This window comes from Leptolyngbya sp. BL0902 (assembly GCF_016403105.1).
Classification (GTDB): domain Bacteria; phylum Cyanobacteriota; class Cyanobacteriia; order Phormidesmidales; family Phormidesmidaceae; genus Nodosilinea.
This window is the reverse complement of sequence record NZ_CP046155.1, coordinates 2,077,066-2,099,883: the sequence shown is the minus strand read 5'-3', so window position 1 is coordinate 2,099,883 and position 22,818 is coordinate 2,077,066. Positions and strand designations below refer to the sequence as shown.

At 57.8% G+C, this 22,818-nt stretch carries 21 protein-coding genes; 13 read left to right on the top strand and 8 right to left on the bottom strand.

What is annotated here, in order from left to right; genetic code table 11:
* Positions 1-102: 102 nt before the first annotated feature.
* Complete coding sequence (pgl, locus tag GFS31_RS09310) at positions 103-864, bottom strand: 6-phosphogluconolactonase (RefSeq protein ID WP_198807888.1); 762 nt, start codon at positions 862-864, stop codon at positions 103-105.
* Between the two features lie 302 nt (positions 865-1,166).
* Between pgl and pyrH the strand changes: the two genes are divergently transcribed.
* Positions 1,167-1,895 carry a UMP kinase gene (gene pyrH / locus GFS31_RS09305; RefSeq protein WP_198807887.1) on the top strand — a complete coding sequence of 243 codons (729 nt, stop codon included), beginning with the start codon at positions 1,167-1,169 and terminating at the stop codon, positions 1,893-1,895.
* A complete protein-coding gene (gene frr, locus GFS31_RS09300) occupies positions 1,885-2,445 on the top strand; it encodes a ribosome recycling factor (RefSeq protein WP_198807886.1) in 561 nt (186 codons plus the stop codon). The genes pyrH and frr overlap by 11 nt, the downstream gene beginning before the upstream one ends.
* A gap of 207 nt (positions 2,446-2,652) precedes the next feature.
* Here the strand turns inward: frr and GFS31_RS09295 are convergent, their stop codons facing one another.
* The 7 genes from GFS31_RS09295 to GFS31_RS09265 all read right to left on the bottom strand — a co-directional run bounded on the left by GFS31_RS09295 (position 2,653) and on the right by GFS31_RS09265 (position 9,068).
* Positions 2,653-2,823, bottom strand: coding sequence for a DUF433 domain-containing protein (locus tag GFS31_RS09295; RefSeq protein WP_198807885.1), 171 nt, complete (start codon positions 2,821-2,823; stop codon positions 2,653-2,655).
* An 83-nt stretch (positions 2,824-2,906) separates the two neighbouring features.
* A complete protein-coding gene (locus GFS31_RS09290) occupies positions 2,907-3,044 on the bottom strand; it encodes a hypothetical protein (protein ID WP_198807884.1) in 138 nt (45 codons plus the stop codon).
* A 70-nt stretch (positions 3,045-3,114) separates the two neighbouring features.
* Complete coding sequence (locus GFS31_RS09285) at positions 3,115-3,687, bottom strand: helix-turn-helix domain-containing protein (protein WP_198807883.1); 573 nt, start codon at positions 3,685-3,687, stop codon at positions 3,115-3,117.
* Between the two features lie 451 nt (positions 3,688-4,138).
* The gene (locus tag GFS31_RS09280; RefSeq protein WP_198807882.1) at positions 4,139-4,774 is read right to left on the bottom strand and encodes a DUF192 domain-containing protein; all 636 of its coding nucleotides are present in this window, start codon (positions 4,772-4,774) and stop codon (positions 4,139-4,141) included.
* Between the two features lie 48 nt (positions 4,775-4,822).
* Positions 4,823-5,515 (bottom strand): response regulator transcription factor NblR, encoded by a 693-nt coding sequence (gene nblR / locus GFS31_RS09275; RefSeq protein WP_198807881.1) that lies wholly within the window; start codon positions 5,513-5,515, stop codon positions 4,823-4,825.
* A 285-nt stretch (positions 5,516-5,800) separates the two neighbouring features.
* Positions 5,801-8,266, bottom strand: coding sequence for an ATP-dependent Clp protease ATP-binding subunit (locus tag GFS31_RS09270; protein WP_198808130.1), 2,466 nt, complete (start codon positions 8,264-8,266; stop codon positions 5,801-5,803).
* Positions 8,267-8,465: 199 nt separating this feature from the next.
* Positions 8,466-9,068, bottom strand: a complete 603-nt coding sequence (locus GFS31_RS09265; protein WP_198807880.1) for a GNAT family N-acetyltransferase — start codon at positions 9,066-9,068, stop codon at positions 8,466-8,468.
* Between the two features lie 190 nt (positions 9,069-9,258).
* Here GFS31_RS09265 and lysA point away from each other — a divergent pair, with 190 nt between their 5' ends.
* The 11 genes from lysA (at position 9,259) to GFS31_RS09210 (ending at position 22,785) form a co-directional block, all read left to right on the top strand.
* Positions 9,259-10,668: a diaminopimelate decarboxylase gene (lysA, locus tag GFS31_RS09260; RefSeq protein ID WP_198807879.1), complete on the top strand. Its 1,410-nt coding sequence runs from the start codon at positions 9,259-9,261 to the stop codon at positions 10,666-10,668.
* Positions 10,669-10,794: 126 nt separating this feature from the next.
* Positions 10,795-11,715, top strand: coding sequence for a diadenylate cyclase CdaA (gene cdaA / locus GFS31_RS09255; RefSeq protein ID WP_198807878.1), 921 nt, complete (start codon positions 10,795-10,797; stop codon positions 11,713-11,715).
* Positions 11,712-12,467: an isoprenyl transferase gene (locus tag GFS31_RS09250; protein WP_198807877.1), complete on the top strand. Its 756-nt coding sequence runs from the start codon at positions 11,712-11,714 to the stop codon at positions 12,465-12,467. Before cdaA ends, GFS31_RS09250 begins: the two co-directional genes overlap by 4 nt.
* A 188-nt stretch (positions 12,468-12,655) precedes the next feature.
* Complete coding sequence (locus GFS31_RS09245; protein WP_198807876.1) at positions 12,656-12,844, top strand: hypothetical protein; 189 nt, start codon at positions 12,656-12,658, stop codon at positions 12,842-12,844.
* A 169-nt stretch (positions 12,845-13,013) separates the two neighbouring features.
* Positions 13,014-13,484, top strand: coding sequence for a ribosome maturation factor RimP (gene rimP, locus GFS31_RS09240; protein ID WP_198807875.1), 471 nt, complete (start codon positions 13,014-13,016; stop codon positions 13,482-13,484).
* 83 nt (positions 13,485-13,567) lie between these two features.
* Positions 13,568-14,995 carry a transcription termination factor NusA gene (gene nusA, locus GFS31_RS09235; RefSeq protein ID WP_198807874.1) on the top strand — a complete coding sequence of 476 codons (1,428 nt, stop codon included), beginning with the start codon at positions 13,568-13,570 and terminating at the stop codon, positions 14,993-14,995.
* Positions 14,996-15,201: 206 nt separating this feature from the next.
* Positions 15,202-15,486 (top strand): YlxR family protein, encoded by a 285-nt coding sequence (locus tag GFS31_RS09230; RefSeq protein WP_198807873.1) that lies wholly within the window; start codon positions 15,202-15,204, stop codon positions 15,484-15,486.
* A 351-nt stretch (positions 15,487-15,837) separates the two neighbouring features.
* Positions 15,838-18,876 (top strand): translation initiation factor IF-2, encoded by a 3,039-nt coding sequence (gene infB, locus GFS31_RS09225; RefSeq protein WP_198807872.1) that lies wholly within the window; start codon positions 15,838-15,840, stop codon positions 18,874-18,876.
* Between the two features lie 4 nt (positions 18,877-18,880).
* Positions 18,881-20,311: a low-complexity tail membrane protein gene (locus GFS31_RS09220; protein WP_198807871.1), complete on the top strand. Its 1,431-nt coding sequence runs from the start codon at positions 18,881-18,883 to the stop codon at positions 20,309-20,311.
* Between the two features lie 206 nt (positions 20,312-20,517).
* Positions 20,518-20,718: a hypothetical protein gene (locus GFS31_RS09215; RefSeq protein ID WP_198807870.1), complete on the top strand. Its 201-nt coding sequence runs from the start codon at positions 20,518-20,520 to the stop codon at positions 20,716-20,718.
* A 138-nt stretch (positions 20,719-20,856) separates the two neighbouring features.
* Positions 20,857-22,785, top strand: coding sequence for a GTPase family protein (locus GFS31_RS09210; RefSeq protein ID WP_198807869.1), 1,929 nt, complete (start codon positions 20,857-20,859; stop codon positions 22,783-22,785).
* The last annotated feature ends 33 nt before the right edge of the window (positions 22,786-22,818 follow it).

Genomic DNA, 22,818 nt, shown 5'->3' with positions numbered 1-22,818 from the left:
TAGACACTAATCATAGGGGAGTCTTCAGAACTTCGCGCACTGTGACTGCAACCGAGGGCAGAAAAGATAAAAAGGTTCATTCCCCGGCGGTGCCCCCAGCCCCTAGGGGGTGATGCGCTGCGCGTCTGGCAAGGCCAAATTACCCACAGCCTCGGCATCTAGGAGCCACTCTAGGGTTCCGGTGGGCCGCACCAGGCGAATGGGGTAGTCGGCGTCCGCTGCCGTGGCCGAAAACACCTGGGCCAGGGCAGGCTGCTTGCTGGCCCCCGCCGCCACCACCATCACCCGACGGCTGTGGTTAATCAGCGAGGCCGTGAAGGTAATCCGAGGTTCGCCGTCCTTGTCGCCCACAGTAATCCAGCGTTCTGCCTCCTCTAGGGCCGCTGTGTGGGGAAACAGGGACGCGGTGTGGCCATCGTCGCCCATGCCCAGCCAGATCAGGTCAAACCGAGGAAAGCCCGCCCCAGACAGGGGTTGCAACGGGGCAAACGCCGCTTTAAGCATATCCTCATAGCCCTGGGCCGACTGGGCCGGATCGCCCTCGGCGGTGGGGGTGATGTGGATGTGATCCGCCGGAATGGGCACCTGGTCTAACCAAGCCTGCTTCGCCATGCCTGCGTTGCTATCGGGATGATCCACAGGCACATAGCGCTCATCGCCCCAAAAAATGTAGAGCTTGTCCCAGGGCAAATCCTGCTGGGCTAATCCTTCGTAGAGGGGTTTGGGGGTGCTGCCCCCCGCCAGCGCCAGGGTGCAATAGCCGTGGTCGGCAATGGCCTGCTGAATGATGTCTACCGAACGCCCTAGGGCATACTGCACGAGGGCCGTTTTGTCCGGCAGGATGGAAATGGTTGGCTCAGTCATGGATGCACCCCAGAGATATAGACCGAATGGCAGCGGCGGCCACGGGAGGGCTGGCCCTGCAAAGCTGTAGGTAGCCTAGCTTGATTTTGGCCGGAGCCTGGGAAGTTCCATGAAATCTTTAGGGGAGTTGGCAGTGGGGAATAGGGAATATAGGGAGTCAGAAGTCAGGAAGCGGGAATCGGAAGCTGGGAACTGGAAAGATGAGGGTTTTGCTTTGGGGTTTGTGAGTCACTGACCCTAGCACTCGGTATAGTGGTGTGGGACTTTCTAGACCTCACGAACCTCACCTACACCGACCTCCTATGACGAATCCCTATAAGCGAGTCTTACTCAAACTGAGCGGCGAAGCCCTGATGGGCGATCTCGCCTACGGCATTGACCCCAACGTGGTAGAAGCCATCACTGCTGAAATTGCCGAGGTGGTGGAAGAGGGCATTGAAATCGCCATTGTGGTGGGCGCAGGCAACATCTTTCGCGGCATCATGGGTTCGGCGGCGGGGATGGATCGGGCCACGGCGGACTACATCGGCATGATCGCCACGGTGATGAACGCCATGACCCTGCAAGATTCCCTCGAACGCAAGGGCGTGCCCACCCGCGTCCAAACGGCCATCGCCATGCAGGAAGTGGCCGAACCCTACATTCGCCGCCGCGCCATTCGCCACCTGGAGAAAAACCGGGTGGTTATTTTTGGGGCGGGTTCCGGCAATCCCTTCTTTACCACCGACACCACCGCCGCCCTCCGCGCCGCCGAAATCAACGCCGAAGTGGTGTTCAAGGCCACCAAGGTTGACGGTGTTTACGACGCTGATCCTAAAATTAACCCGGAGGCGAAACGTTATCGCACCCTCACCTATGGCCATGTGCTCCAGCACGACCTCAAGGTGATGGATAGCACCGCCATTGCCCTGTGCAAGGACAACAACATCCCTATCATGGTATTTGACCTGTCAGTGCCTGGTAACATTAAACGGGCGCTAACGGGTGAACCCATTGGCACGATTGTAGGAGAGGCTTGTGATGTCAGCTGACGATATTTTGCTTGAAATTGAAGACCAAATGCAGAAGGCCACCGAGGCCACCCAGCGCAACTTCAACACCATCCGCACCGGGCGGGCCAATGCCTCCCTGCTAGACCGGATTGAAGTGGAATATTACGGCGTGGCCACCCCCCTCAAGCAGATGTCCAACATCTCCATCCCCGACGCCAGCACCCTGATGATTCAGCCCTACGACGGCAGCACTCTAACCGCCATCGAACGGGCGATTTCCATGTCTGACGTGGGCCTCACCCCCAACAACGACGGCAAGGTGATTCGGCTGAATATTCCCCCCCTCACCACCGAGCGGCGGCAGGAATTTGTTAAAACCGCCAACAAAATCGCTGAAGAAGGCCGGGTCTCCATCCGCAACCAGCGCCGCAACGGCATCGACGGCATCAAAAAGCTAGAGAAAGCCAGCGAGATTTCTGAAGACGAATCCCGCGACTATCAGGACGAAATCCAAAAGCTCACCGATAAATACATCGCTAAGCTGGATGATCTCCTAGCCATCAAAGAAAAGGACATCACCACTGTCTAACCCAGCGTCTTGGGTCACGCCATATCCCAGGGTTCCAAGTGGAGCGATGCCAATATTCATCGCCAACCACGTCAGAACTCTGGGATATTTTTAGGCTAGGGTGAGATGTAGTGCAGGGTAAAATACCCATATCAGCTAGAAATCTCATTAGGCACCCTCAGCCCAATAAATTCGGTCAGAGGCCAGCCAAGCGGCATACTGCAAAGATTACTGAATATCTTCAAGTTCTAGGTAGGGATAGTCTTCAATAATGGCCTCTACGGTCTGACCATTGGTGACTAGGTTCAACACTAAGGAAACTGGAACCCGCATTCCACGAATACAGGCTTGCCCAGCCATAATTTTTGGATCAAAGGTAATCCGATCAAAGCCCAGCATGGGTTTTCTCCTGTTGGTTATTCAGTGGGTTATGTGAATGCAGCGAGTTGGTAAGTAGATGGCCCTAAATAAACGTAGTCCTGCTAGACCATGAGGAATTTAGGATTGGCTTGACGATTTGAGGCAAAACTAAAGCGTTTGAGTGTGTAGCCTGCTTGGGCTCCGCGACGGTTCAATCCAGTCATCACACCCATCGCTAAGTCATAGGTGTCTTCAAACATCGCACCTCGCATCTCATGGGCTTTGAGTTGATGCCATTCGGTCTCAATCGGATACCCTGCGGGAAGCAAGCTACATCTGCGAACAGTATGGGGGCAGTTGAAAGAAATCTAGACCTTGAGGCTGCCAGATGGGCATCCGCTCTTGCACCGCCTTGCTGGTATGGATCGAGGCATTATCCTGGACAATCACCGTGGCAATACCGGTACGCTGAAATAGCCGTTGGGCGCGGGTGGCTTGCCAATTCATGAATCGGATGTAAGTGGCACTCGTGAGGCTGCCGACGACTAAGCCATAGCTCATGTCTCGTCGTTGACGACTATTAACGGTGCCCTCCTCTGTCAATAGATGCTGCTCTAATGCACTCATCACGGCTGGGGTACATGGCGACGGACGACCTGGGCGAGGACTATCCCACAACCCATAGAGCCCCTCCCGCTGCCAACGATGAATCGCCCTGCGGGTTGTGGCGACTTGCCAACCCAAATATTCAGCAATTTGGGCTGGCGTCCATCCCCGATGGCTTAACCTCAGTGCTTCAGCCCGGTCTTTGGTGCGTTGAGGCACGTCAGATGCCACTCGCAACTCTTGCAGGGTGAGGTCTTCCTCCGCACTCAGTTCAACTCGCAGAGGAGGTGTTGACATCGCTGGAACAATCTCGATGGGTGGCTCTTCAGCTTACCTCCATCGCTATGTTTAATTCTGTTCACTTACTTACTACGTTGATGCAAGCTCTAGAGTCAGAGAATTAGCCCTAAAGTACCATGTGTTTCCGCTATTCCACCACCGATGCGGCCCAAGACAAGTTTGATAGCTTGTCGGAAATAAGCCGAGTCTATCCAGGTCAACGCTTTAGGCCAATTCAGTGCTGCTCTAGATAGTTTTTTGGCCCTTGCTTTGTCTGTTGGTGTAACACTAAAGCTGAGTCGGAATCCCCTATATAAATTGAAGCTTCCCCCATTGAGAAGGCTACGCCAACAACAGGCTCAGCCTGAGCAAGGTCGGTTTTTCAATCAGGGGTGAACAATCAGGATTTAGCATAAAGTGTCTGTTCCCTACCTAGCTATGACCCGTTGAGTCAACCCCTTTAATCCGTCTAATCAATGGGAAGAATCTCGACAGCATCACCTACCTGCAAGCCTAGTTCGGCGGCACGTCCGGCTCGGAGTTCAATCACGTGGTCGATCAGTTGATTGTCGGGGCCATAGGTGGGGCAGGGATCGGCGATACAGGGGGGCACCTCAGCAGCGATATACTGAATTTGGCCTTGGTAGACAAACACCATATCCAGGGCTACGGGCACGTTCATCATCCAAAAGCGTACCGGACGGGGGGGATTCATCGGAAATACCATGCCTCGGTCGTCGGGTAGGGCATCGCGGTACATCAGTCCTAGGGCTTGCTGGGCCGGAGTTGCAGCTACCTCTAGGAAGATCTCTTTACCGCCCAGAGTTGTTTTGGCGGTAATGGGCAACTGTTGACCTAGGTTGGTTGTGGCATTGCTAGCGGTGTCGTCGGGCTCTGTGGGTGTGTCGTCAGCCTCAAGTTCCAAGCTGTTGTGAGGTGGGCTGCTGAGGGCAGGATTGTCCGACCCTGGGCTAGTATCTGTCGGTGTGGGAGCTATGGTTTGGGGGTTCGTGCAGCCGACGCTAGCGGCCAGCAGCACCGCGCAACAGCCCGACCACAGGCCAGTACGCCATCGCGAGCAGGTTGACAAGAATCGGAAAACCATGGCACCACCGGGACGCAGATTATAGAAAGAAAAGTAGACAGGGAGAAACTAGCTTTCGCGGAGCACATAGCCGACGCCGCGCACGGTTTGAATCAGGCGTTTTTCGTCTTCACCGTCAATTTTTAGGCGCAAATAGCGAATATAAACCTCAATCACGTTAGATTCGCCCACGAAGTCGTAACCCCAAACGTTTTCTAAAATTTGCTCCCGATGGAGAACTTCGCGGGGATGTTCCATCAGGTACTTCAAGAGGTCAAACTCTTTCATGGTGAGTTCGATCACACGACCATTGCGGCTGGCGTGGCGGTTGACCAAGTCCAAGGTGAGTTCGCCGAAGCGCAGGCTTTCCACCTCCGCCGGACTGGATTTGAGGTAAAGCTGCACAATTTTGAGGAAAGCATCGGCACGGTAGGGCTTGAGGAAGTAATCATCGGCCCCACACTCCAGGCAGGCCACCCGATCTTCCAGGTTCTCCTTCACCATTAGCAGCACGATGGGCGTTTTGATGCCCTGTTTTCGCAGGGCTTGGCAGGCCGACAGCCCAGACTCGTTCCCCAGCAGCCGATCTACCACAATCAGGGCGGGGCTGATGTCTGTGGCCAAGGCAAGACCCTCCTTACGGCTATGGGCCATCACCGGATGATAGCCTGCCTCCTGAAGGTCAAGGCCCATCTGGCGAGTTTGCCCCTCGCTGGTACCCAGAATCAAAATGGTGGGTTCCGACGCTGCTGCGGTGCCCATAGCCTCCTCAATCGGTTGGGGGGTTAACTTTGGTATCAGTCAAAACATCGCGATTATAGCGCGTGAAGGCCATGACCTTGTGAAATGTAAAAGGGGAAGGCCAAAGTAGCCCTCCCCTTGAGTAACCGATCTTGATGAACCGTCGATCCGAATCAGCGACTGATGTAGCTCACGGAATCTCTACAGACCTTGCCCTAAGTCCCTCTCCCAATGTGGGGGAGGAACTTTGAAGGACTTCCGGCTCCCCTCTCCCTGTGGGAGAGGGGTTGGGGTGAGGGCCAGCGGTTAGCTCTCAGCGGAGATCAGCTCACGCCGATGCTCGGACTGAATTGTTACCTTGCCGCTGTCGTCTACATCGACGGTGGCGGTGTCGCCATCGCCCAAGCGACCGGAGAGAATTTCCTCGGCCAGGGTGTCCTCCAGCAGGCGCATGATGGCCCGACGCAGGGGCCGTGCCCCGTAGCTGGGGTTGTAGCCCTCTTCCACCAGACGCTCCTTGAAGCGCTCGGTGACTTGCAGGTTGATGTTCTTCTCGGTCAGACGGTTGAATACTTCCTTCAGCAGGATGTCGGAGATTTGCTTCACCTCGTCCTTGGTGAGCTGACGGAAGACGATGATTTCGTCCAAACGGTTGAGGAACTCTGGGCGGAAGTACTGCTTCAGTTCCTCGTTCACCAAAGAGCGAATCCGGTTGTATTGGGATTCGGCCTGATCCTGCTCGAACTCGAAGCCGAGGCCGCCGCCACCCTTCTCGATCACCTTAGAGCCGATGTTGGAGGTCATAATCAGCAGGGTGTTCTTGAAGTCCACCGTGCGGCCCTTGGCATCGGTGAGGCGACCGTCTTCCAGGATTTGCAGCAGCATGTTGAAGACGTCGGGGTGGGCTTTTTCGATTTCATCGAACAGCACCACGGTGTAGGGCCGACGACGGACGGCTTCGGTGAGCTGACCGCCTTCGTTGTAGCCCACATAGCCCGGAGGAGAGCCGATCAGCTTGGAAACGGTGTGCCGCTCCATGAATTCGGACATATCCAGCCGGATCATCGCCTCTTCGGATCCGAAGAAGTAGGAGGCCAGGGACTTGGCCAATTCCGTCTTACCGACCCCGGTGGGGCCAGAGAAGACGAAGCTGGCGATGGGACGGTTGGGGTTCTTGAGGCCCACCCGGGCCCGACGGATGGCGCGGGAAATCGCCTTCACCGCTTCATCCTGACCAATCAAGCGCTGGTGCAGGGTATCTTCCATGTGCAGCAGCTTCTCGGACTCGGACTCGGTTAGCTTGTTCACCGGAACCCCCGTCCAGGAGGCGACGATGTGGGCGATGTCCTCTTCGCCAACGACGGGTTGGTCTTCGCCCTCGGCGTCTTCGGTGGCTTTGTTTTGGGCAATGGCGCGGATTTCGGCCTTCAGCTCCATTTCGCGATCCCGCAGTTCCCCGGCCTTATCGAAGTCCTGGGAACGGACGGCGTTGTCCTTGTCCTTCAGCACCTGGCGCAGTTCCCGATCCTTCTCCTTGGCTTCGGGGGGAAGCTGGGAGTTGATCAGGCGCACACGGGATCCGGCTTCGTCGATCAGGTCGATGGCCTTGTCGGGCAGGAAGCGGTCGGAAATATAGCGATCCGAGAGTTTAGCCGCTGCTTCCAGGGCTTCGTCGGAGATTTTCAGCTTGTGGTGCTTCTCGTAGCGATCCCGCAGACCGTGGAGAATTTCGATGGTTTCATCGACACTGGGCTCACCCACCATGACGGGCTGGAAGCGGCGTTCCAGAGCAGCATCCCGCTCGATGTGCTTGCGGTACTCGTCCAACGTGGTGGCCCCAATGCACTGGAGTTCACCCCGCGCCAGGGCAGGCTTGAGGATGTTGGCGGCATCAATCGCGCCTTCCGCAGCCCCGGCCCCAATTAGGGTGTGGACTTCGTCGATGACCAGGATGACGTTTCCGGCGGTGCGGATCTCATCCATGATTTTCTTCAGGCGTTCTTCAAACTCGCCTCGGTACTTGGTGCCCGCCACCAGCAGACCAATATCCAGCGTCACCACGCGGCGATCTTCCAGGATGTCTGGCACGTCGCCGTTGCCGATGCGCTGGGCCAAGCCCTCGGCGATGGCGGTTTTACCCACACCGGGTTCGCCAATCAGCACCGGGTTGTTTTTGGTGCGCCGACCGAGGATTTGAATCACCCGCTCGATTTCCTTTTGCCGACCCACCACCGGATCCAGCTTGCCGTCGGTGGCCATCTGGGTCAGGTTGGAGCCAAATTCGTCCAGGGTGGGGGTTTTGGTGCGCCCACCGCTGCTTCCAGCAGAAACCTCGGCGGTTTCCCCCAGCATCCGAATCACTTGGGTTCGCACCTTTGAGAGGTCAACGCCTAAGTTTTCGAGCACGCGGGCCGCGACCCCCTCGCCTTCGCGGATCAGACCCAGGAGCAGGTGCTCGGTGCCAATGTAGTTATGGCCGAGTTGACGAGCCTCTTCCAGGGAGAGTTCAAGCACCCGCTTGGCGCGGGGGGTGAAGGGGATTTCGACGGCCACAAAGCCAGAACCGCGACCAATGATCTTCTCGACCTCGATACGGGCATCTTTGAGATTGACGCCCATGGACTTTAAGACCTTGGCGGCCACGCCCGTGCCTTCCCCAATCAGCCCCAGCAGGATTTGTTCGGTGCCCACAAAGTTGTGGCCAAGCCGACGTGCCTCCTCCTGAGCCAGCATGATGACTTTAATAGCTTTTTCTGTGAAGCGTTCAAACATGATGGTATTAATCACCTGGTGCGTGCCGGATAGGGAAATTCTAGCACAGCGATTTTTGTGGTTTGTGGCCCATCAAACCATTGATTTTGCCAATGGGGGATGGGATCCCCACGATCCCTAAAATGACCTCGGGATCAAGGCCGATCAATCCTTGGCTTTGGAAGAAAATATTAATTTTCGCAACCGGAATGGTTCGGTTTTAGGTTCGGTTGGCTACATTTTTTGGGGTCATAATCTGTATTCCCTGCTGGGCTAATCGGGCCTCGGTGGCGATGCGTCTGGAACGCAAATTCTCCTGAAATGCAGCGGTTTTTAGGGAATTTTGCCAGAGAACTAGGGCATCTTCCCCGTCATGGTAGTAGCGTTTGCGCTGGCCCAAGGCGCTAAAACCCAGGCTTTCGTAGAGATCAATGGCCCGCTGGTTGGAAATCCGTACCTCTAGGGTGGCGCGGCTCATCTCCCGGTCGCAGGCGTCCTCTAGTAGATGGAGCAACAGCCACCGCCCTAGCCCCTGCCGCTGGTGGGTGGGTAGGATGCCGAGCAGGGTGATGTGGGCTTCGTCCAAAATGGCCCAGTAGCAACCCACTCCCAACAGGTCGGGATAGTTGACCTTGGAGTCGTCTTTGATGGCAGCGCTGGCCCCTAAATTCGAGAAGCTAAGCGCCCGCAGGCAGCTATTGGGGCTGGCCATTTCCCGTTGATAGCCGTCGGCACTCCATAGCCCCCCTAGCACCTGTTGATCGAAATCAACCAGGGCCGGGATGTGATCGGGGGTGGGGGTAGTGCAGAAAATTTGCCCCATGGCACAGGGAATCGACACAGTCCTTGATTGTACACTGGTCTATGGGATGCCCGAACGGCGGCTGAATTGTGGGCCGTCTATGGTTTCGGCCTAGGGCGAGAGCCTAGCCCTGGCACCCAACCCCCTAGGGCAGACCGGGCATAGACATTACTAGACATTCCTCTACGGCAGATTTTCTCTGATTTTTTCCATGGTACTCACCTCTCCTCCGACCAACGCTGGCACCCAGAGCAGCCGCCGCTACCTGTCCGATTCGCCTTCGCCTTCACCCAACCAAAACCTGCTGCCCCTCACCGCTGCCGTGAATGATGCGGATCATTTGACTGTGGGCGGCTGCGACGTGGTGGATTTGGTGGAGCAGTTTGGCTCACCTCTCTATATATTGGATGACCACAGCCTGCGTGCGGCTTGCCGCCAGTATCGCCAAGGGTTCGAGCAGTACTATCCCGGCGAAGCCCTGGTGCTCTATGCCTCCAAGGCTTGGAACTGCCTCGCGGTGTGCGCCATTGTGGCATCCGAAGGGCTGGGGATCGACGTGGTTTCGGCGGGGGAACTGTTCACCGCCACCGAAGCTGGGGTGAATCCTGACACAATCTATTTCCACGGCAACAATAAGTCTGTGGACGAGCTGACCCTGGCCCTGGATGCCGGGTGCCGCATCGTTGTCGATAACTGGTACGAACTGAAAACCCTGGGCGAACTGGCTACCCAGCAGGGCAAAACCGTGCCCATTCTGCTGCGGATTACCCCCGGCATCGAGTGCCACACCCACGAATACATCCGCACCGGACACCTGGATAGTAAGTTTGGCTTTGATCCCGACCAAATTGAATCGGTGTTCCAATTCCTGGCCGGACAGCCCCAGTTGAACTGCCTCGGCGTCCATGCCCACATTGGCTCTCAAATTTTTGAACTCAACCCCCACACCGATCTCGGCGGCGTGATGGCCCAGTGGATTGTGACGGCCCAGCGCTACGGCCTCACCTTGACGGAACTGGACGTGGGGGGCGGTCTGGGCATTCGCTACACCGAATCCGATGACCCACCGAGCATCGAAACCTGGGTGAAAACCGTCTGCGACAGCGTGGTTGCCGCCTGTAAATCCCAAGGTCTGCCCCTGCCCCGGCTGCTGTGCGAACCGGGCCGTTCCCTGGTGGGAAGTGCCTGTGTGACGGCCTATCGGGTGGGTAGCCAAAAGGAAGTCCCCGGTATTCGCACCTACGCCGCCGTGGATGGGGGCATGTCCGACAATCCGCGCCCCATCACCTACCAATCGGTCTATCGCGCCCTGGTGGCCAACCGCATGTCGGCTCCCCTCAGCGAAACCATCACCCTAGCCGGGAAGCACTGCGAATCGGGGGATATCTTGATCAAAGACGCGCCCCTGCCTACCCTGCGCACCGACGATGTGATCACCGTTGCGGCCACGGGTGCCTACAATTACAGCATGGCGTCGAACTACAACCGAGTGCCCCGACCAGCGGCGGTTCTCGTTGGGGATGGCGAAGCCCGTCTAATTCTGCGGCGGGAAACTCTTCAGGATCTCCTACGTCAGGACTGTCTACCGGAGTCCCTCGCCCTCAAGGCCGCTCAGCCCTAGATTCGTTCAGCCTCCATAAGCCGCCAATCTCCAAGGTTCCTTTGACGTTTCGGCGGCTAGCCTCGCATTTCTCGATCCACCTTCGACGCGCCGCACTATCCGCAAGGCACCTCCTTCTAACACGGCATGAACTATCCCTGGGAGCAATGGCTAACCAACCTAGACCGGGTCAGGTTTGCGCTCCAGGCCCTCGATATTGCGCTGGTGTTAGCCCTCAGCTATGTGGTGCTGGTGGTGATTGGCGAGCGGCGTACCCTGTGGATGGTGCGGGGGCTGATCTTTCTGATGCTGGCGGCAGCACTGAGCAAATTCCTGGGGCTAACGCTGCTGGGGTTTGTGCTGGATAAGCTGGTAATTGGCTCGGCGGTGGCCATGGCGTTTATTCTCCAGGCGGAGTTTCGGCGGCTGTTAGAACTGCTGGGGCAGGGCCGACTGTGGGAGCTGCTGAGTCCGCCGAAGGAAACCATGGCCCAGCCAGACAGCGTCATCGATGAAATTGTGGACGCGGTGAAGGAACTGTCCCAAAATCGGACGGGGGCGCTGTTAATTCTGGAGGTGGATAAGCCCATCGACGAGCGAGACTTTTCGGTGCCTGGGGTGCGGATGAATGCCGAGGTATCCAAGGAACTGATTCAGACCATTTTTCAAACCACCACCCTGCTCCACGATGGGGCGATGCTGATTCGGGGATCGCGCATCCTCGCCGCCGGGGTGATTTTGCCTATTTCCGAGCGGGTGGCCTCGCGGCAGTTGGGCACTCGCCACCGGGCCGCTATGGGCATCACCGAACGGGTTGAACATTGTGTGTGTGTGGTGGTGTCTGAGGAAACAGGCTCGATTTCCTTGGCAGAGGGCGGTATCCTAGATCGGCCCTTGACGAGCAGCCGCCTGCGGAGCATCCTCAACGCCAAGTTCTCCAAAACGGGGGATCGTGAGGCCGTAGCTCCCCAGCTTCGCACCCTGGGGCGGCGGCTCAGTAGTCAGGCCCTCGCTTTGCTTCTCCGCTTATTTCGTCCGGCATCGTCGTCTCCTCGAGAGAAAAAATGACCCCCAAGCCCTTCGCGCCCTACGTCCGCCCCACCGATCTCAACCCCGACCGCCTACCCCACCATGTGGCGGTGATTATGGACGGTAACGGACGCTGGGCCAAACGCCGGGGACTGCCCCGCATCATGGGCCATCGACGCGGGGTAGATACCCTCAAAACCCTGCTGCGGGTCTGTCGGGATTGGGGCATTGGTGCCCTCACGGCCTACGCCTTTTCCACAGAAAACTGGGGTCGGCCCCTAGAGGAAGTGGACTTCTTGATGACCCTGTTTGAACGGGTGCTGCGCCAAGAACTCATGGAAATGATGGCGGAAAATGTGCGGATTCGCTTTGTGGGGAATCTCACCGCTCTGCCCGCCTCCCTCCAAGCGGAAATTGAGCAGGCCATGGCTAAAACCCAGGATAATCAGGGCATTGAGTTCACAGTGGCCACCAACTATGGTGGACGCCAGGAAATTGTTGAAGCCTGCCGCCGTCTTGCGGCCCAGGTACAGCGGGGAGAACTTCAGCCCGACGACATTTCCGAGGATCGGTTCAGCCAGCAGCTCTACACAGCGGGCTTACGCGATCCCGACCTGCTCATCCGCACCAGTGGCGAAATGCGCATCAGTAACTTTTTGTTGTGGCAGTTGGCCTACGCCGAAATCTACGTCACCGACACTCTCTGGCCCGACTTTGACCTCACTGAATTTCACCAAGCCCTCATCGCCTACCAAGGGCGAGAACGCCGCTTTGGCAAAGTGAATGTTTAGCCTCAGCCGTGGTAAGCGCACTTTTTCCAGAGTCCTTCCTGTCCATGGGTGAAGAACCCCTGAGGAGAGGCTAAGGCGCGATCTTATTGACCGTATAATGCCCATCAGCACGGTCTTGGCGAACGGTTAAGATAGAGCTATAGCCGTTACGTCGCCACACGCTAACACGGCATCGGGGTTTTCTCATCATGATGAAAAATCGTTGTCTTCCCTGCTACCTCATTCTGCGGAATATCGTGATTCTGCTGCTGACCACCGCTGGGCTGGTTTACTACTCTGCCGAACTTCAGGCCAGAGCGAACCAGCCCAACCTAGAGGCCGCTGCCCTACGGCAACTCTTTGTGTATCAACTCCTCAACCGCATGGAGTCCGAATAGGGCCAAAGTTGGTTAGAATAGAAGCACTCAAGTCTTCGGGCTTGGGTTCCTTTAGTCTTAGGGTCTAGGGAGGTGGGTCAACGCCCACTTTTTTATTGTCCGTGGGCCTCTGGTTCACGGCAATCCCGCCCTAGATACCAGTTCTTCCTTCGCCCCGCCGCTCTTCGCCATGACTCACCCCATCATCCCCCAGGTGCTTGCCCTTGCTGCCCCCGTTGCCGAACAACTGGGACTGGAAGTGGTGGAGGCAGTCTTTCAAACTAACCAGTCTCCCCCGGTTCTACGGATTGATATCCGCAGCCTGGAGAACGAAGATACGGGCCTAGAGGACTGCGAAAAAATGAGCCAAGCCCTCGAAGAAGTCCTCGATGGCTCCGATCTGATTCCCGATGCCTACGTGCTGGAGGTGTCGAGTCCTGGGGTGTCCTCCGACCTCTCCACCGACCGGGACTTTATCGTATTCAAGGGGTTCATGGTGGAAGTGCGGCTGGCAGAACCCTACCGGGGCAAGCAAACCTGGGTGGGTCAACTCCTGCACCGGGACGATGCCGCTGTGGTGATTAGCCAACGGGGCAAACCCATCACCCTGCCCCGCGAGAACGTGACCGCTGTGGAACTGAGTAACGAAAGCCCTGATTAGCAGCCCCGAATAGCGGTCTTCCGTGGGCCTACCCTCGGCCTTCCCATGTATTTCAAACTCACACTGTTGAAAGGTAATTGTCTATGTCTCTGGTTAATCTGCCCAATTTGCAGGAGATGATCGACACCATTAGTCGAGAAAAGAATCTGCCCAAACACGCTGTAGAAAATGCCCTACGCGAGGCGCTGCTGAAGGGCTACGAACGCTACCGCCGCACCCAGCAAATGGGCCTCCACTTCGATGAAGAGTATTTTGACAATTTCGATATTGAACTGGATGTGGATGACTACGGCGAACAGGGGTTCCGGGTGTTGGCCACCAAAACCATCGTCGAGGAAGTGACCAGCCAGGATCACCAGATCGCCCTGGACGAAGTGCGGGAAGTGGCTCCCGAAGCCCAGGCCGGGGATACGGTGGTGCTGGATGTCACGCCCGATCAGGGTGACTTTGGCCGCATGGCAGCGATTCAAACCAAGCAGGTTCTGGCCCAGAAGTTGCGGGATCAGCAGCGTAAGCTGATTCAGGAGGAGTTTCAGGATCTCGAAGGAGCGATTCTGAATGCGCGGGTGCTGCGGTTTGAGCGGCAGTCGGTGATTATGGCCGTGAGTAGCGGCGTGGGTCAGCCGGAAGTGGAGGCGGAACTGCTGAAGCGGGATCAACTGCCCAACGACAACTACCGGGCCAACGCCACCTTCCGGGTTGCCCTCAAAAAAGTGTCTGAGGGGTCTCACCGGGGGCCGCAGTTGTTGGTCTCCCGTGCCGATGCGGCCCTGGTGGTGGAACTGTTCACCAACGAAGTGCCGGAAATCGAAGACGAAATCGTCCGCATTGTGGCCGTGGCCCGCGAAGCCAACCCGCCCTCCCGCTCCGTTGGCCCCCGCACCAAAATTGCCGTGGATACCCTAGAGCGAGACGTGGATCCGGTCGGGGCCTGCATTGGCGCACGGGGATCGCGGATTCAGGTGGTGGTGAACGAACTGCGCGGCGAAAAAATCGACGTGATCCGCTGGTCGCCCGACCCTGCCACCTACATTTCCAACGCCCTCAGCCCTGCCCGGGTGGATGAGGTGCGCCTGGTTAACCCCGACGAGCGGCAGGCCCATGTGCTGGTGCCCGAAGATCAGCTCAGCCTCGCCATTGGCAAAGAGGGGCAAAACGTCCGCCTTGCGGCCCGCCTGACCGGGTGGAAAATCGACATCAAGGACGCGGGCAAGTATGACTATGCCGCCGAAGATCAAAAACTAGCGGAACTGCAAGCCGCCCGTGAAGCCGCCGAAGCCGAAGCCCAGGCCAAAGCTGCCGAAGCCGAAGCCAAGGCCAAAGCCGCCCAAGCCGCCCGCGAAGCCAAGATGGCCGCCATTGCCGCCGCCGCCGAAGAAGTGGAGGCCGAACTGGAAGCCGGATTCCTCAAAGAGGAGGAGGACGTGGAACCCGCTGAGCCCGAACCCATCGCTCCCACAGACGAGGCGGAAGACCTAGACTTAGAATCCGCCGCAACGGAGGAGGAATAGCCCTAGCCCAGCCCACGGCACCTGAGTTTGGGCTAGCCCTAGGGCATCTCCCGTTCGATTCCCTTTTCCCGTGGCGCTACGGTTCCGTAGATCTACGCGGCATCAATATCAGTGACTGATGGACAGGGAGTAGCCCGTGGGGGCTGGGGGCTGAAGGATAGCTGCTATCGTGGGGTAAGTTGTTCATCGGACTGCGCTTTTACCCTATGGCTCCCAACGATAGGCGCTGCGTCAGTTGTCGGCGCGTTGCCCCCAAGGCTGAGTTCTGGCGAGTGGTGCGTCTGGCTCATTCCACCACCGTCTGCCTCGATCAGGGTATGGGGCGATCTGCCTACCTGTGCCCCCAGGCCGACTGTCTGCGGATTGCCCAGCGCAAAAACCGTCTTGGTCGCGCCCTCAAAGCGCCCATTCCCGATAGTCTTTGGCCCCAGCTTTGGCAGCGCCTAGAGGCTGGCGTCAGCCCCTTGGCATCCAAGCTGCCGAGCCGTTAGCTTCCTAAGCTAGGATAGGGAAATCATGCCCCACTGGGCATACTGGGAAAAAGCTGGTCTATCTTGCCTGACTAGCCTCACCCAAAAGCGCCGCCGCCTAGGCGCTTGGGCCTTGACTACACTGGGAAGGGGGACATCCGCAGCCTAGAAACCTACCACCGGACGGGAAAGCTTGCCCATCCCATCCGATAAATCTGTAAACTAGATTAGATGGCTCAGAGAGTATCTAGCTTTGGTTTACAATGCCTTGCTAGGCTAACGTATGCGTCAGAATGGTTTTGATGTCGTTGTGTTGGACGAAGCAGGTTGGCTTTATGAACTAATTTTCTTGACTAGCGTAGGGAGAACTGGATGAACAACGGCAAAGTCAGAATTTATGAATTGTCTAAGGAACTGAATTTGGAGAATAAGGATATTTTGGCGATCTGTGATCGCCTTGACATTGCCGCGAAAAGTCATAGCAGCACCCTTGATGACTCACAGGCAGAGCAAATTCGCTCAGAAGCTCAGAAAACGCGCCAAAGCGGTGGTGCCGCTCGCCCAAATCGTCCTCGCCCTAACCTAGTTAAGAGCAGCAGCCGACCAGAGCAAAAACAGCAGATTTTAGAAATCCGTCGCCACCGTGTGACGCCCAAACCAGAACGGCCCGCTGAGGGTGGCCCTGGGAATGGGGGAGCCAATGACGGGGCAGCACCGAGTAAGCCGACTCGTCCTGCTGCCGATATCGTTGATAAGCCCAGCCGTCCCGTTAGCCCAGGCGCTAAAGACGGCGGTTTAATGGAGGATCGTAAGCCCCGTCCAGTCGTTGCACCCAACCGTCCAGCGGCGGCGGTTTCGGCCCCCCCCAGTAATGATGACTATCGTCCAGAGCCTACGGAAACCGTTGAGGTGGCGGCGGTAGCACCTCGACCCAAGCTGGCTGGCCCTCCCAGCCGGGGTGCTGTCGCTGCCGCTGGGGCACCGCCTAGCGCCAAGACTGGAGATGCGCCCCGCCCTGTTCGCCCCGTCATTAAGCGGGCCGAGGCTCGGGATGGCGAAGAGCCTGCGGTACGGCCTACCATTCCCATTCGCGAGATGGACGAGGACGAAAATGTTAACGTCCCCCGTCTGAAGCCTAAGCCCAAACTGCGTCGTCCTGATGCGCCCCCGACCCCGGCCAAGGAAACCGCCGCGAAGGGTAAAGAAGAGGGCGGCGACGACTCTATTTCCGTCATCGGTGTGGATCCTCTAGATCTAGAAAGCCGCCTGCGTCGGCCTTCACCCCCGCGCCACAAGCGCAAGGAACGGGAGGACGAAGACGATGAAATGGAAATGCGCGAAAAGGCGGGCAAGGTCAGCAAGACCAAGCGCCGGGGTCAGGCCGTCCTAGAGGACGAAGACGAAGATCTCGATGCCCTGGCCGATGAGCTAGACGGTGAAGAGCAAGACACCGAGGCCATGAACCTCAGTATGTCTTTGGCTCGTCCGCCCAAGCCCAAGAGCGCTGGCAGCGGCAAGCCCTCCACCCCCACGGTGAAGAGCCATCGCCCCCAGCACCGCGACAGCAGCAGTGGTGGCGGTCGTGGACGACGGGATCGGCGGGAATCGGCTCCCAAGCAGGAGCGGCCTGAACTGATCGTGCTCACCGAAGGGCTGACGGTGCATGAGCTGGCCGAGATGATCATGGTGCCCGACACCGAGTTGATCAAGTCCCTGTTCTTCAAGGGCATCGCCGCCAACATCAACCAAACCCTTGATATTGAAACCGCCAAGATGGTGGCCGAGGAGTTTGAGGTGGTGGTTGAAACCGAAGCCGCTCAGTCTGAGGCTAAGAAGGTCACGGAAATGCTCGACGCGGCAGATCTGGAAAGCCTCCAGCGTCGGCCTCCGGTGGTGACGATTATGGGCCACGTAGACCATGGGAAAACCACCCTGCTCGACTCCATCCGCAAAACCAAGGTGGCTCAGGGCGAGGCGGGGGGAATCACCCAGCACATCGGGGCGTACCACGTGGATGTGGAGCACGCCGGACAGTCTCACCAGATTGTCTTCTTGGATACGCCGGGTCACGAAGCCTTCACCGCCATGCGGGCGCGGGGTACCCGTGTCACCGACATCGCCATTCTGGTGGTGGCCGCTGATGACGGGGTACGGCCTCAAACCATTGAGGCTATCAGCCACGCCAAGGCCGCTGAGGTGCCGCTGATTGTCGCCATCAACAAGGTGGACAAGGAAACCGCCAACCCCGACCGGGTGAAGCAGGAGCTCATGGAGCACAGCCTGGTGCCCGAAGAATGGGGCGGCGACACCATCATGGTGCCCGTCAGCGCCCTCTCTGGCGAAAACCTGGATACCCTGCTGGAAATGATTGTGCTGGTGGCCGAGGTGGAAGACCTCCAGGCCAACCCTGACCGTCGGGCACGGGGTACTGTCATCGAGGCCAACCTCGACAAGGCCCGTGGCCCTGTGGCTACCCTACTGGTGCAAAACGGCACTCTGAAGGTGGGCGATTCCCTGGTGGCTGGCCCCGTGCTGGGTAAGGTGCGGGCGATGCTCGACGACCGACTCCAGCGGGTAGACAAGGCCACGCCCTCCTTTGCGGTGGAGGTGCTGGGTCTGAACGATGTCCCCGCCGCTGGGGACGAGTTCGAGGTCTACCCCGATGAGAAAACGGCGCGGGCAGTGGCCGACAAGCGGATGTCTGAGCAGCGGATGTCTCGCCTCCAGCAGGCGATGGCCTCTCGCCGGGTGACGCTGAACACCATCTCAGCCCAAGTCCAGGAAGGGGATCTGAAGGATCTCAACCTGTTGCTGAAGGCCGACGTGCAGGGTTCCATCGAGGCTATCCTCGCCGCCCTGCAACAGTTGCCCCAGAACGAGGTGCAGATTCGGGTGCTGCTGGCCGCTCCGGGCGAAATCAGCGAAACCGACGTGGATCTCGCGGCTGCCAGTGGCGCGGTGATTGTCGGCTTCAACACCACCCTCGCCCCCGGTGCCCGTCAGTCGGCGGATCGTCTGGGCGTGGATGTGCGAGACTACGAGGTGATCTACAACCTGCTGGACGACATCCAAGGGGCCATGGAAGGCTTGCTCGATCCCGAAATGGTGGAGGAAACCCTCGGCCAGGTGGAAGTGCGGGCCGTCTTCCCAGTACGCAAGGGCGCTGTGGCAGGCTGCTATGTGCTGTCGGGCAAGGTAACGCGCAACTGCAACCTGCGGGTGGTGCGCGGTGGCGAGGTTGTCTACACGGGCAAGCTCGACTCCCTCAAACGGATGAAGGAAGACACCAAAGACGTTGCGGCAGGCTTCGAGTGCGGTATCGGCATCGACAGCTTCAGCGACTGGAAGGAGGGCGACATCATCGACGCCTTCCGCATGGTGACGAAGCGACGTACCCTAGCAATGACCTAACCCTATGGCTACCCACCGCTACGACCCGTACCTTTGGGTACACCTGGCTGGCCTCGCCACGGTTCCTCTGTGGCTGGCAATCTCGATGCTGGGTTTAGCGGTGGGTTCGCCCCAGTGGCCCGGTCTTGAACTGGCGCTGCTGGCGTTGCTGGGGGTTTCCCCGGCGCTGTGGATGCAGCTTAGGCGACCCTTCTATATTTTCAGTTTGCTGGCGCTCACCCTAAAACCGACTGCTCTTAGCGACGATCAGAGGCGGATGCTGACGATCTTCCAGCAGTGGTGGGTGCGTAGTCTGGCCATCGTGTCTCCGATCTTGCTGGTCTGGCTGCTGTGGGAAATCTACCCTAGGGCTGTGGTGGCGGCAGACATTACGCCCTTCGCCTCCTTGGGACATTTTGGCGGACTGGCGGTGGCGGCGGGATCCTTCGCCCTAGCTAACCTGTTTCTCCAGGTGCCTGTCAGCGTTCTGGCCGTCATGGCTACCTCTGAGAAGCGCTTTAAACGCACCACTCCCTATTCTTTAGATCAGGTCAAAGCCAACTTTACCCAGGTGGGAATTCCCTTAAAGCGCCTGTTGCCGGAAGTGCTGCCGCCTGAGGGTGCGGTGTCTGCGGTGGAGGCCAGCGTTGAGCAAGCGCTTGTGGCACAAGAGTCAGGCGCTGTTGATTTAGAAGAAATTGTTGATTTAGAACCTGCTGTCGGCCCAGAACTCGTTGAAGTAGAGTTGGCTGAGACGGCATTGGCTAAGGTTGCAATTGACACCCCAGAGATCACGTTCTCTCCAGGGCCGGATGCTACAGCCTTCGAGCCCGAAATGGATGAAGCTCAAGTGTGGGCCGATTCACTCCAGCCCTCAACCGAGTTAGCGGCTAACGATGAGGCGTTGCCTGAAAGCCCAGAACCAGTCACCCTAGAGGTCGCCGAGTCCGCCACCATTTCCCTGAACGACGCTATGGATCGTCTTGACGGCGCAGATTCGTTCAGTGGCGACAACGCGACTAACGACCTTACAACCGTTGAGGCGACGGTCGAAGACGCTGACAATCTCGAAGTTAATGACCTTCCCGTTGAAGTGGTTGAAGAAATTGGCATCAAAACCAACGAAATTACGGTCGAAGTGTCTGGCGAAGTGACTGACCTCGAAGTTAACGACCTTCCCGTTGAAGCGGTTGAAGAAATTGACCTCGAAAGCAACGACACCATCGTTGAAGTAGCGGCTGAAGAGACGGTTGAGACTGTTGAAAGTATCGCTGAGGTTTCAGTGTCCGAACCCCAGGCCGAATCTCAATCTTCTGAAGACTGGGATCACGGCAATGACGGATGGGATCAGACCACCCACGACTGGGAACAAGACCCCAATTGGGAAGCCTCGGTGGAGTCAGCCAAGGAACAGACCGTTGAAGTGGCTGTGGTGCGGATATCCGATCCGTCCTGATTTTAGCTTTGAATTTTGGCGGTTTAAGGGCCGAATTGTGGCCCCAAGCACAATGACCCCCAAGAAACTTGCGCTATCTTAAACCTATAGCCCTTGCGCCAACGGGTCAAAGTTCAGCGGTATCACCCTGACGCCGACCTTACCTTCTATCGGTGCAGTGTTCAAGTTTGTTTTGTTGATTGACCTAAAACGTTGTTGAGGCAGCTATGGCAGTATCTCGTTCTGCGGACTCCCGCGCCCTTTCTGATCACGCCCAAATTTGGAGCAGCCTACGTTCTGCGATTGCCAGCAGTTCAGGCTTTCGGAGTTGGAAAGGTGAACTCTCAAAAGGTGAAGCGGACAACGTTTCCCTGGACTACCTGGTGCGCCGCTACCTGCGCGAAACCCTAGAGACCCTAGCCTACTAAGTCTTTTCCCTAGGGATTTCCAAAATCATTGGTAACGTACTTTAACCCAGACAGTCGCAGCTAAGCTGTGGCTGTTTTGCGTTTTATGGCCCAGCCGGGGAGGGCTATAGTAGGCACAGTAGACGGATTCTCCCCATCATGATTAAGCTTCAGCCCTGGCAATGGATTGTGTTGGCCCTGCCCCCCTTGAGCATTGTGGGGTTTGTGGTGGCAGCGGCGGGGGCACAAATTCACGCCTGGGGGATTAACTGGATCTGGGCTATCGTAGCAGTCGTATTAGTCGGCTGGCGGTGGCTGCTGGCTCGCTGGCTGAAGCCGTTACGACAACCTATAGCTGAGGCTCTGAAGCAGGCGGAACAGGATTTAGAGGCAGCGGTGGAGGCGGTAACCCCCAATACGGCCATCGGATCCGAGGCTGAGGCGGCGTTAGAGAAGATTTTGGCACAGGCCCAAGCCGATCCGCCCGTTTGGGAGGACTGGAATCCCTTTGGGGAGCGCTGCCGGGAGGTAGTGACGGCGGTGGCTAATGCCTATTACCCAGAGGTCAAATATCCCCTCTTGAACATCTATGTGCCCGATGCCTACGGCCTGCTGCGGGGCACCGTGGACGAAATGGATCGCTGGATGGATCAACTCTCCCCGGTGCTGGGCCAGGTGACAGTGGGACAAGCGGTACAGGGCTATGAGGTCTACCGCAAACTGGAGCCCGTAGCTGGAAAATTATGGCAAGCCTGGGGATGGGCACAGTGGTTCCTCAATCCTGCCGCCGCCGCCGCCCGCACCGTTAGCCAACCTGCCAGTGCCGTGGCCAATCAGCAACTCTTAGGCAACCTCAATAGTCTGCTGCGGGAAGCGGCCCTGCGTAACCTCTATCGGCAGGCGGTGCTGCTTTACGGGGGACAGTTGCCCGATATGCCCCTACCTGCGGATAAGGCTTCAGCGCTGCCCCAGATCAAAACCCAAACCCTGCGGGACATTCTTGATCAGGCGGAACCCGCTGATACTCTGGCAGAAAAGCCCCTGAATTTGCTGCTGGTGGGGCGCACCGGGGCCGGAAAAAGCAGCGTTATCAACACCCTGTTTGAGGCGAATCTGGCCGAGGTGGATGTGCTACCCAGCACCGACGCCATCCGCACCTACCACTGGCAGACCGACAGCGGCGAAACTCTGACGCTGTGGGATTCTCCTGGCTATGAACAGGCGGAGCGAGAGGACTATCGCGAAGCACTGCTGGATTGTGCCCATCAATCGGATTTGCTGCTGCTGGTTACTCCAGCCCTGGATCCGGCTCTGCAAATGGATGCCGACCTACTCCAAGACATGCGGGAAGCCGTGCCCGACCTGGGCACCATTGCCATTGTTACCCAGGTGGATCGGCTGCGGCCTTTGCGGGAGTGGGAGCCTCCCTACGACTGGCAGTGGGGCAATCGGCCTAAGGAAATCGCGATCCGAGAAGCTACCCAATATCGCCAAACTCAACTGGGCGACCTGTGTGATCGGGTTTTGCCCCTCGTCACCTACGACCCCGCCAATGGCCGATTGGCCTGGAATGCCGAAGCTTTGGCCGTTACCCTGCTGGAGCAGATCGACCCCACCCAGGAACTTCGCCTAGCCCGATTTCTGCGAGATCGAGACTCCAAGGTTATCGCCGCCGCCCGAATCATTGACCGCTACCGCCTGCAAATGAGCACCACCCAGGGGCTTGCGGCCTTCCTCAAGAGCCCAATTCTGCAATTTTTGGCCACCCTCACCACCGGAACCCCAACCCTGGCCTACCTGTTGGCAGAACAAATTCCCATCGAGCAGCTACCTGTGGTGATTGGTAAGCTCCAGCTCGCCTACGACCTCTATAAAGTCGTTGCGCCCCCTGGTGTTCAGCTTGATTTACTCTCCCTCTGGCCGCTGCTGCTAGAGCACAACACCCACCCCGACAAAGCCGCCTGGGCCTTTGGCCATGCCATGGTGGAATACTGGACGCAATCCCTCACCGCCGACCAAACCCGCCAGCGCATTGATCATTACCTTTCCCAGTTTGAGTCGGTTCAGGTATCCGTTGCGGCTCGTTGACCCCGATGGCTGGCCTCAACCACCACCCAACCA

Coding starts and splice junctions, on each gene's coding strand:
- pgl (WP_198807888.1), bottom strand. CDS start 864: ATGACTGAGCCAACCATTTCCATCCTGCCGGACAAAACGGCCCTCGTG.
- pyrH (WP_198807887.1), top strand. CDS start 1,167: ATGACGAATCCCTATAAGCGAGTCTTACTCAAACTGAGCGGCGAAGCC.
- frr (WP_198807886.1), top strand. CDS start 1,885: ATGTCAGCTGACGATATTTTGCTTGAAATTGAAGACCAAATGCAGAAG.
- GFS31_RS09295 (WP_198807885.1), bottom strand. CDS start 2,823: ATGCTGGGCTTTGATCGGATTACCTTTGATCCAAAAATTATGGCTGGG.
- GFS31_RS09290 (WP_198807884.1), bottom strand. CDS start 3,044: ATGTTTGAAGACACCTATGACTTAGCGATGGGTGTGATGACTGGATTG.
- GFS31_RS09285 (WP_198807883.1), bottom strand. CDS start 3,687: ATGTCAACACCTCCTCTGCGAGTTGAACTGAGTGCGGAGGAAGACCTC.
- GFS31_RS09280 (WP_198807882.1), bottom strand. CDS start 4,774: ATGGTTTTCCGATTCTTGTCAACCTGCTCGCGATGGCGTACTGGCCTG.
- nblR (WP_198807881.1), bottom strand. CDS start 5,515: ATGGGCACCGCAGCAGCGTCGGAACCCACCATTTTGATTCTGGGTACC.
- GFS31_RS09270 (WP_198808130.1), bottom strand. CDS start 8,266: ATGTTTGAACGCTTCACAGAAAAAGCTATTAAAGTCATCATGCTGGCT.
- GFS31_RS09265 (WP_198807880.1), bottom strand. CDS start 9,068: ATGGGGCAAATTTTCTGCACTACCCCCACCCCCGATCACATCCCGGCC.
- lysA (WP_198807879.1), top strand. CDS start 9,259: ATGGTACTCACCTCTCCTCCGACCAACGCTGGCACCCAGAGCAGCCGC.
- cdaA (WP_198807878.1), top strand. CDS start 10,795: ATGAACTATCCCTGGGAGCAATGGCTAACCAACCTAGACCGGGTCAGG.
- GFS31_RS09250 (WP_198807877.1), top strand. CDS start 11,712: ATGACCCCCAAGCCCTTCGCGCCCTACGTCCGCCCCACCGATCTCAAC.
- GFS31_RS09245 (WP_198807876.1), top strand. CDS start 12,656: ATGATGAAAAATCGTTGTCTTCCCTGCTACCTCATTCTGCGGAATATC.
- rimP (WP_198807875.1), top strand. CDS start 13,014: ATGACTCACCCCATCATCCCCCAGGTGCTTGCCCTTGCTGCCCCCGTT.
- nusA (WP_198807874.1), top strand. CDS start 13,568: ATGTCTCTGGTTAATCTGCCCAATTTGCAGGAGATGATCGACACCATT.
- GFS31_RS09230 (WP_198807873.1), top strand. CDS start 15,202: ATGGCTCCCAACGATAGGCGCTGCGTCAGTTGTCGGCGCGTTGCCCCC.
- infB (WP_198807872.1), top strand. CDS start 15,838: ATGAACAACGGCAAAGTCAGAATTTATGAATTGTCTAAGGAACTGAAT.
- GFS31_RS09220 (WP_198807871.1), top strand. CDS start 18,881: ATGGCTACCCACCGCTACGACCCGTACCTTTGGGTACACCTGGCTGGC.
- GFS31_RS09215 (WP_198807870.1), top strand. CDS start 20,518: ATGGCAGTATCTCGTTCTGCGGACTCCCGCGCCCTTTCTGATCACGCC.
- GFS31_RS09210 (WP_198807869.1), top strand. CDS start 20,857: ATGATTAAGCTTCAGCCCTGGCAATGGATTGTGTTGGCCCTGCCCCCC.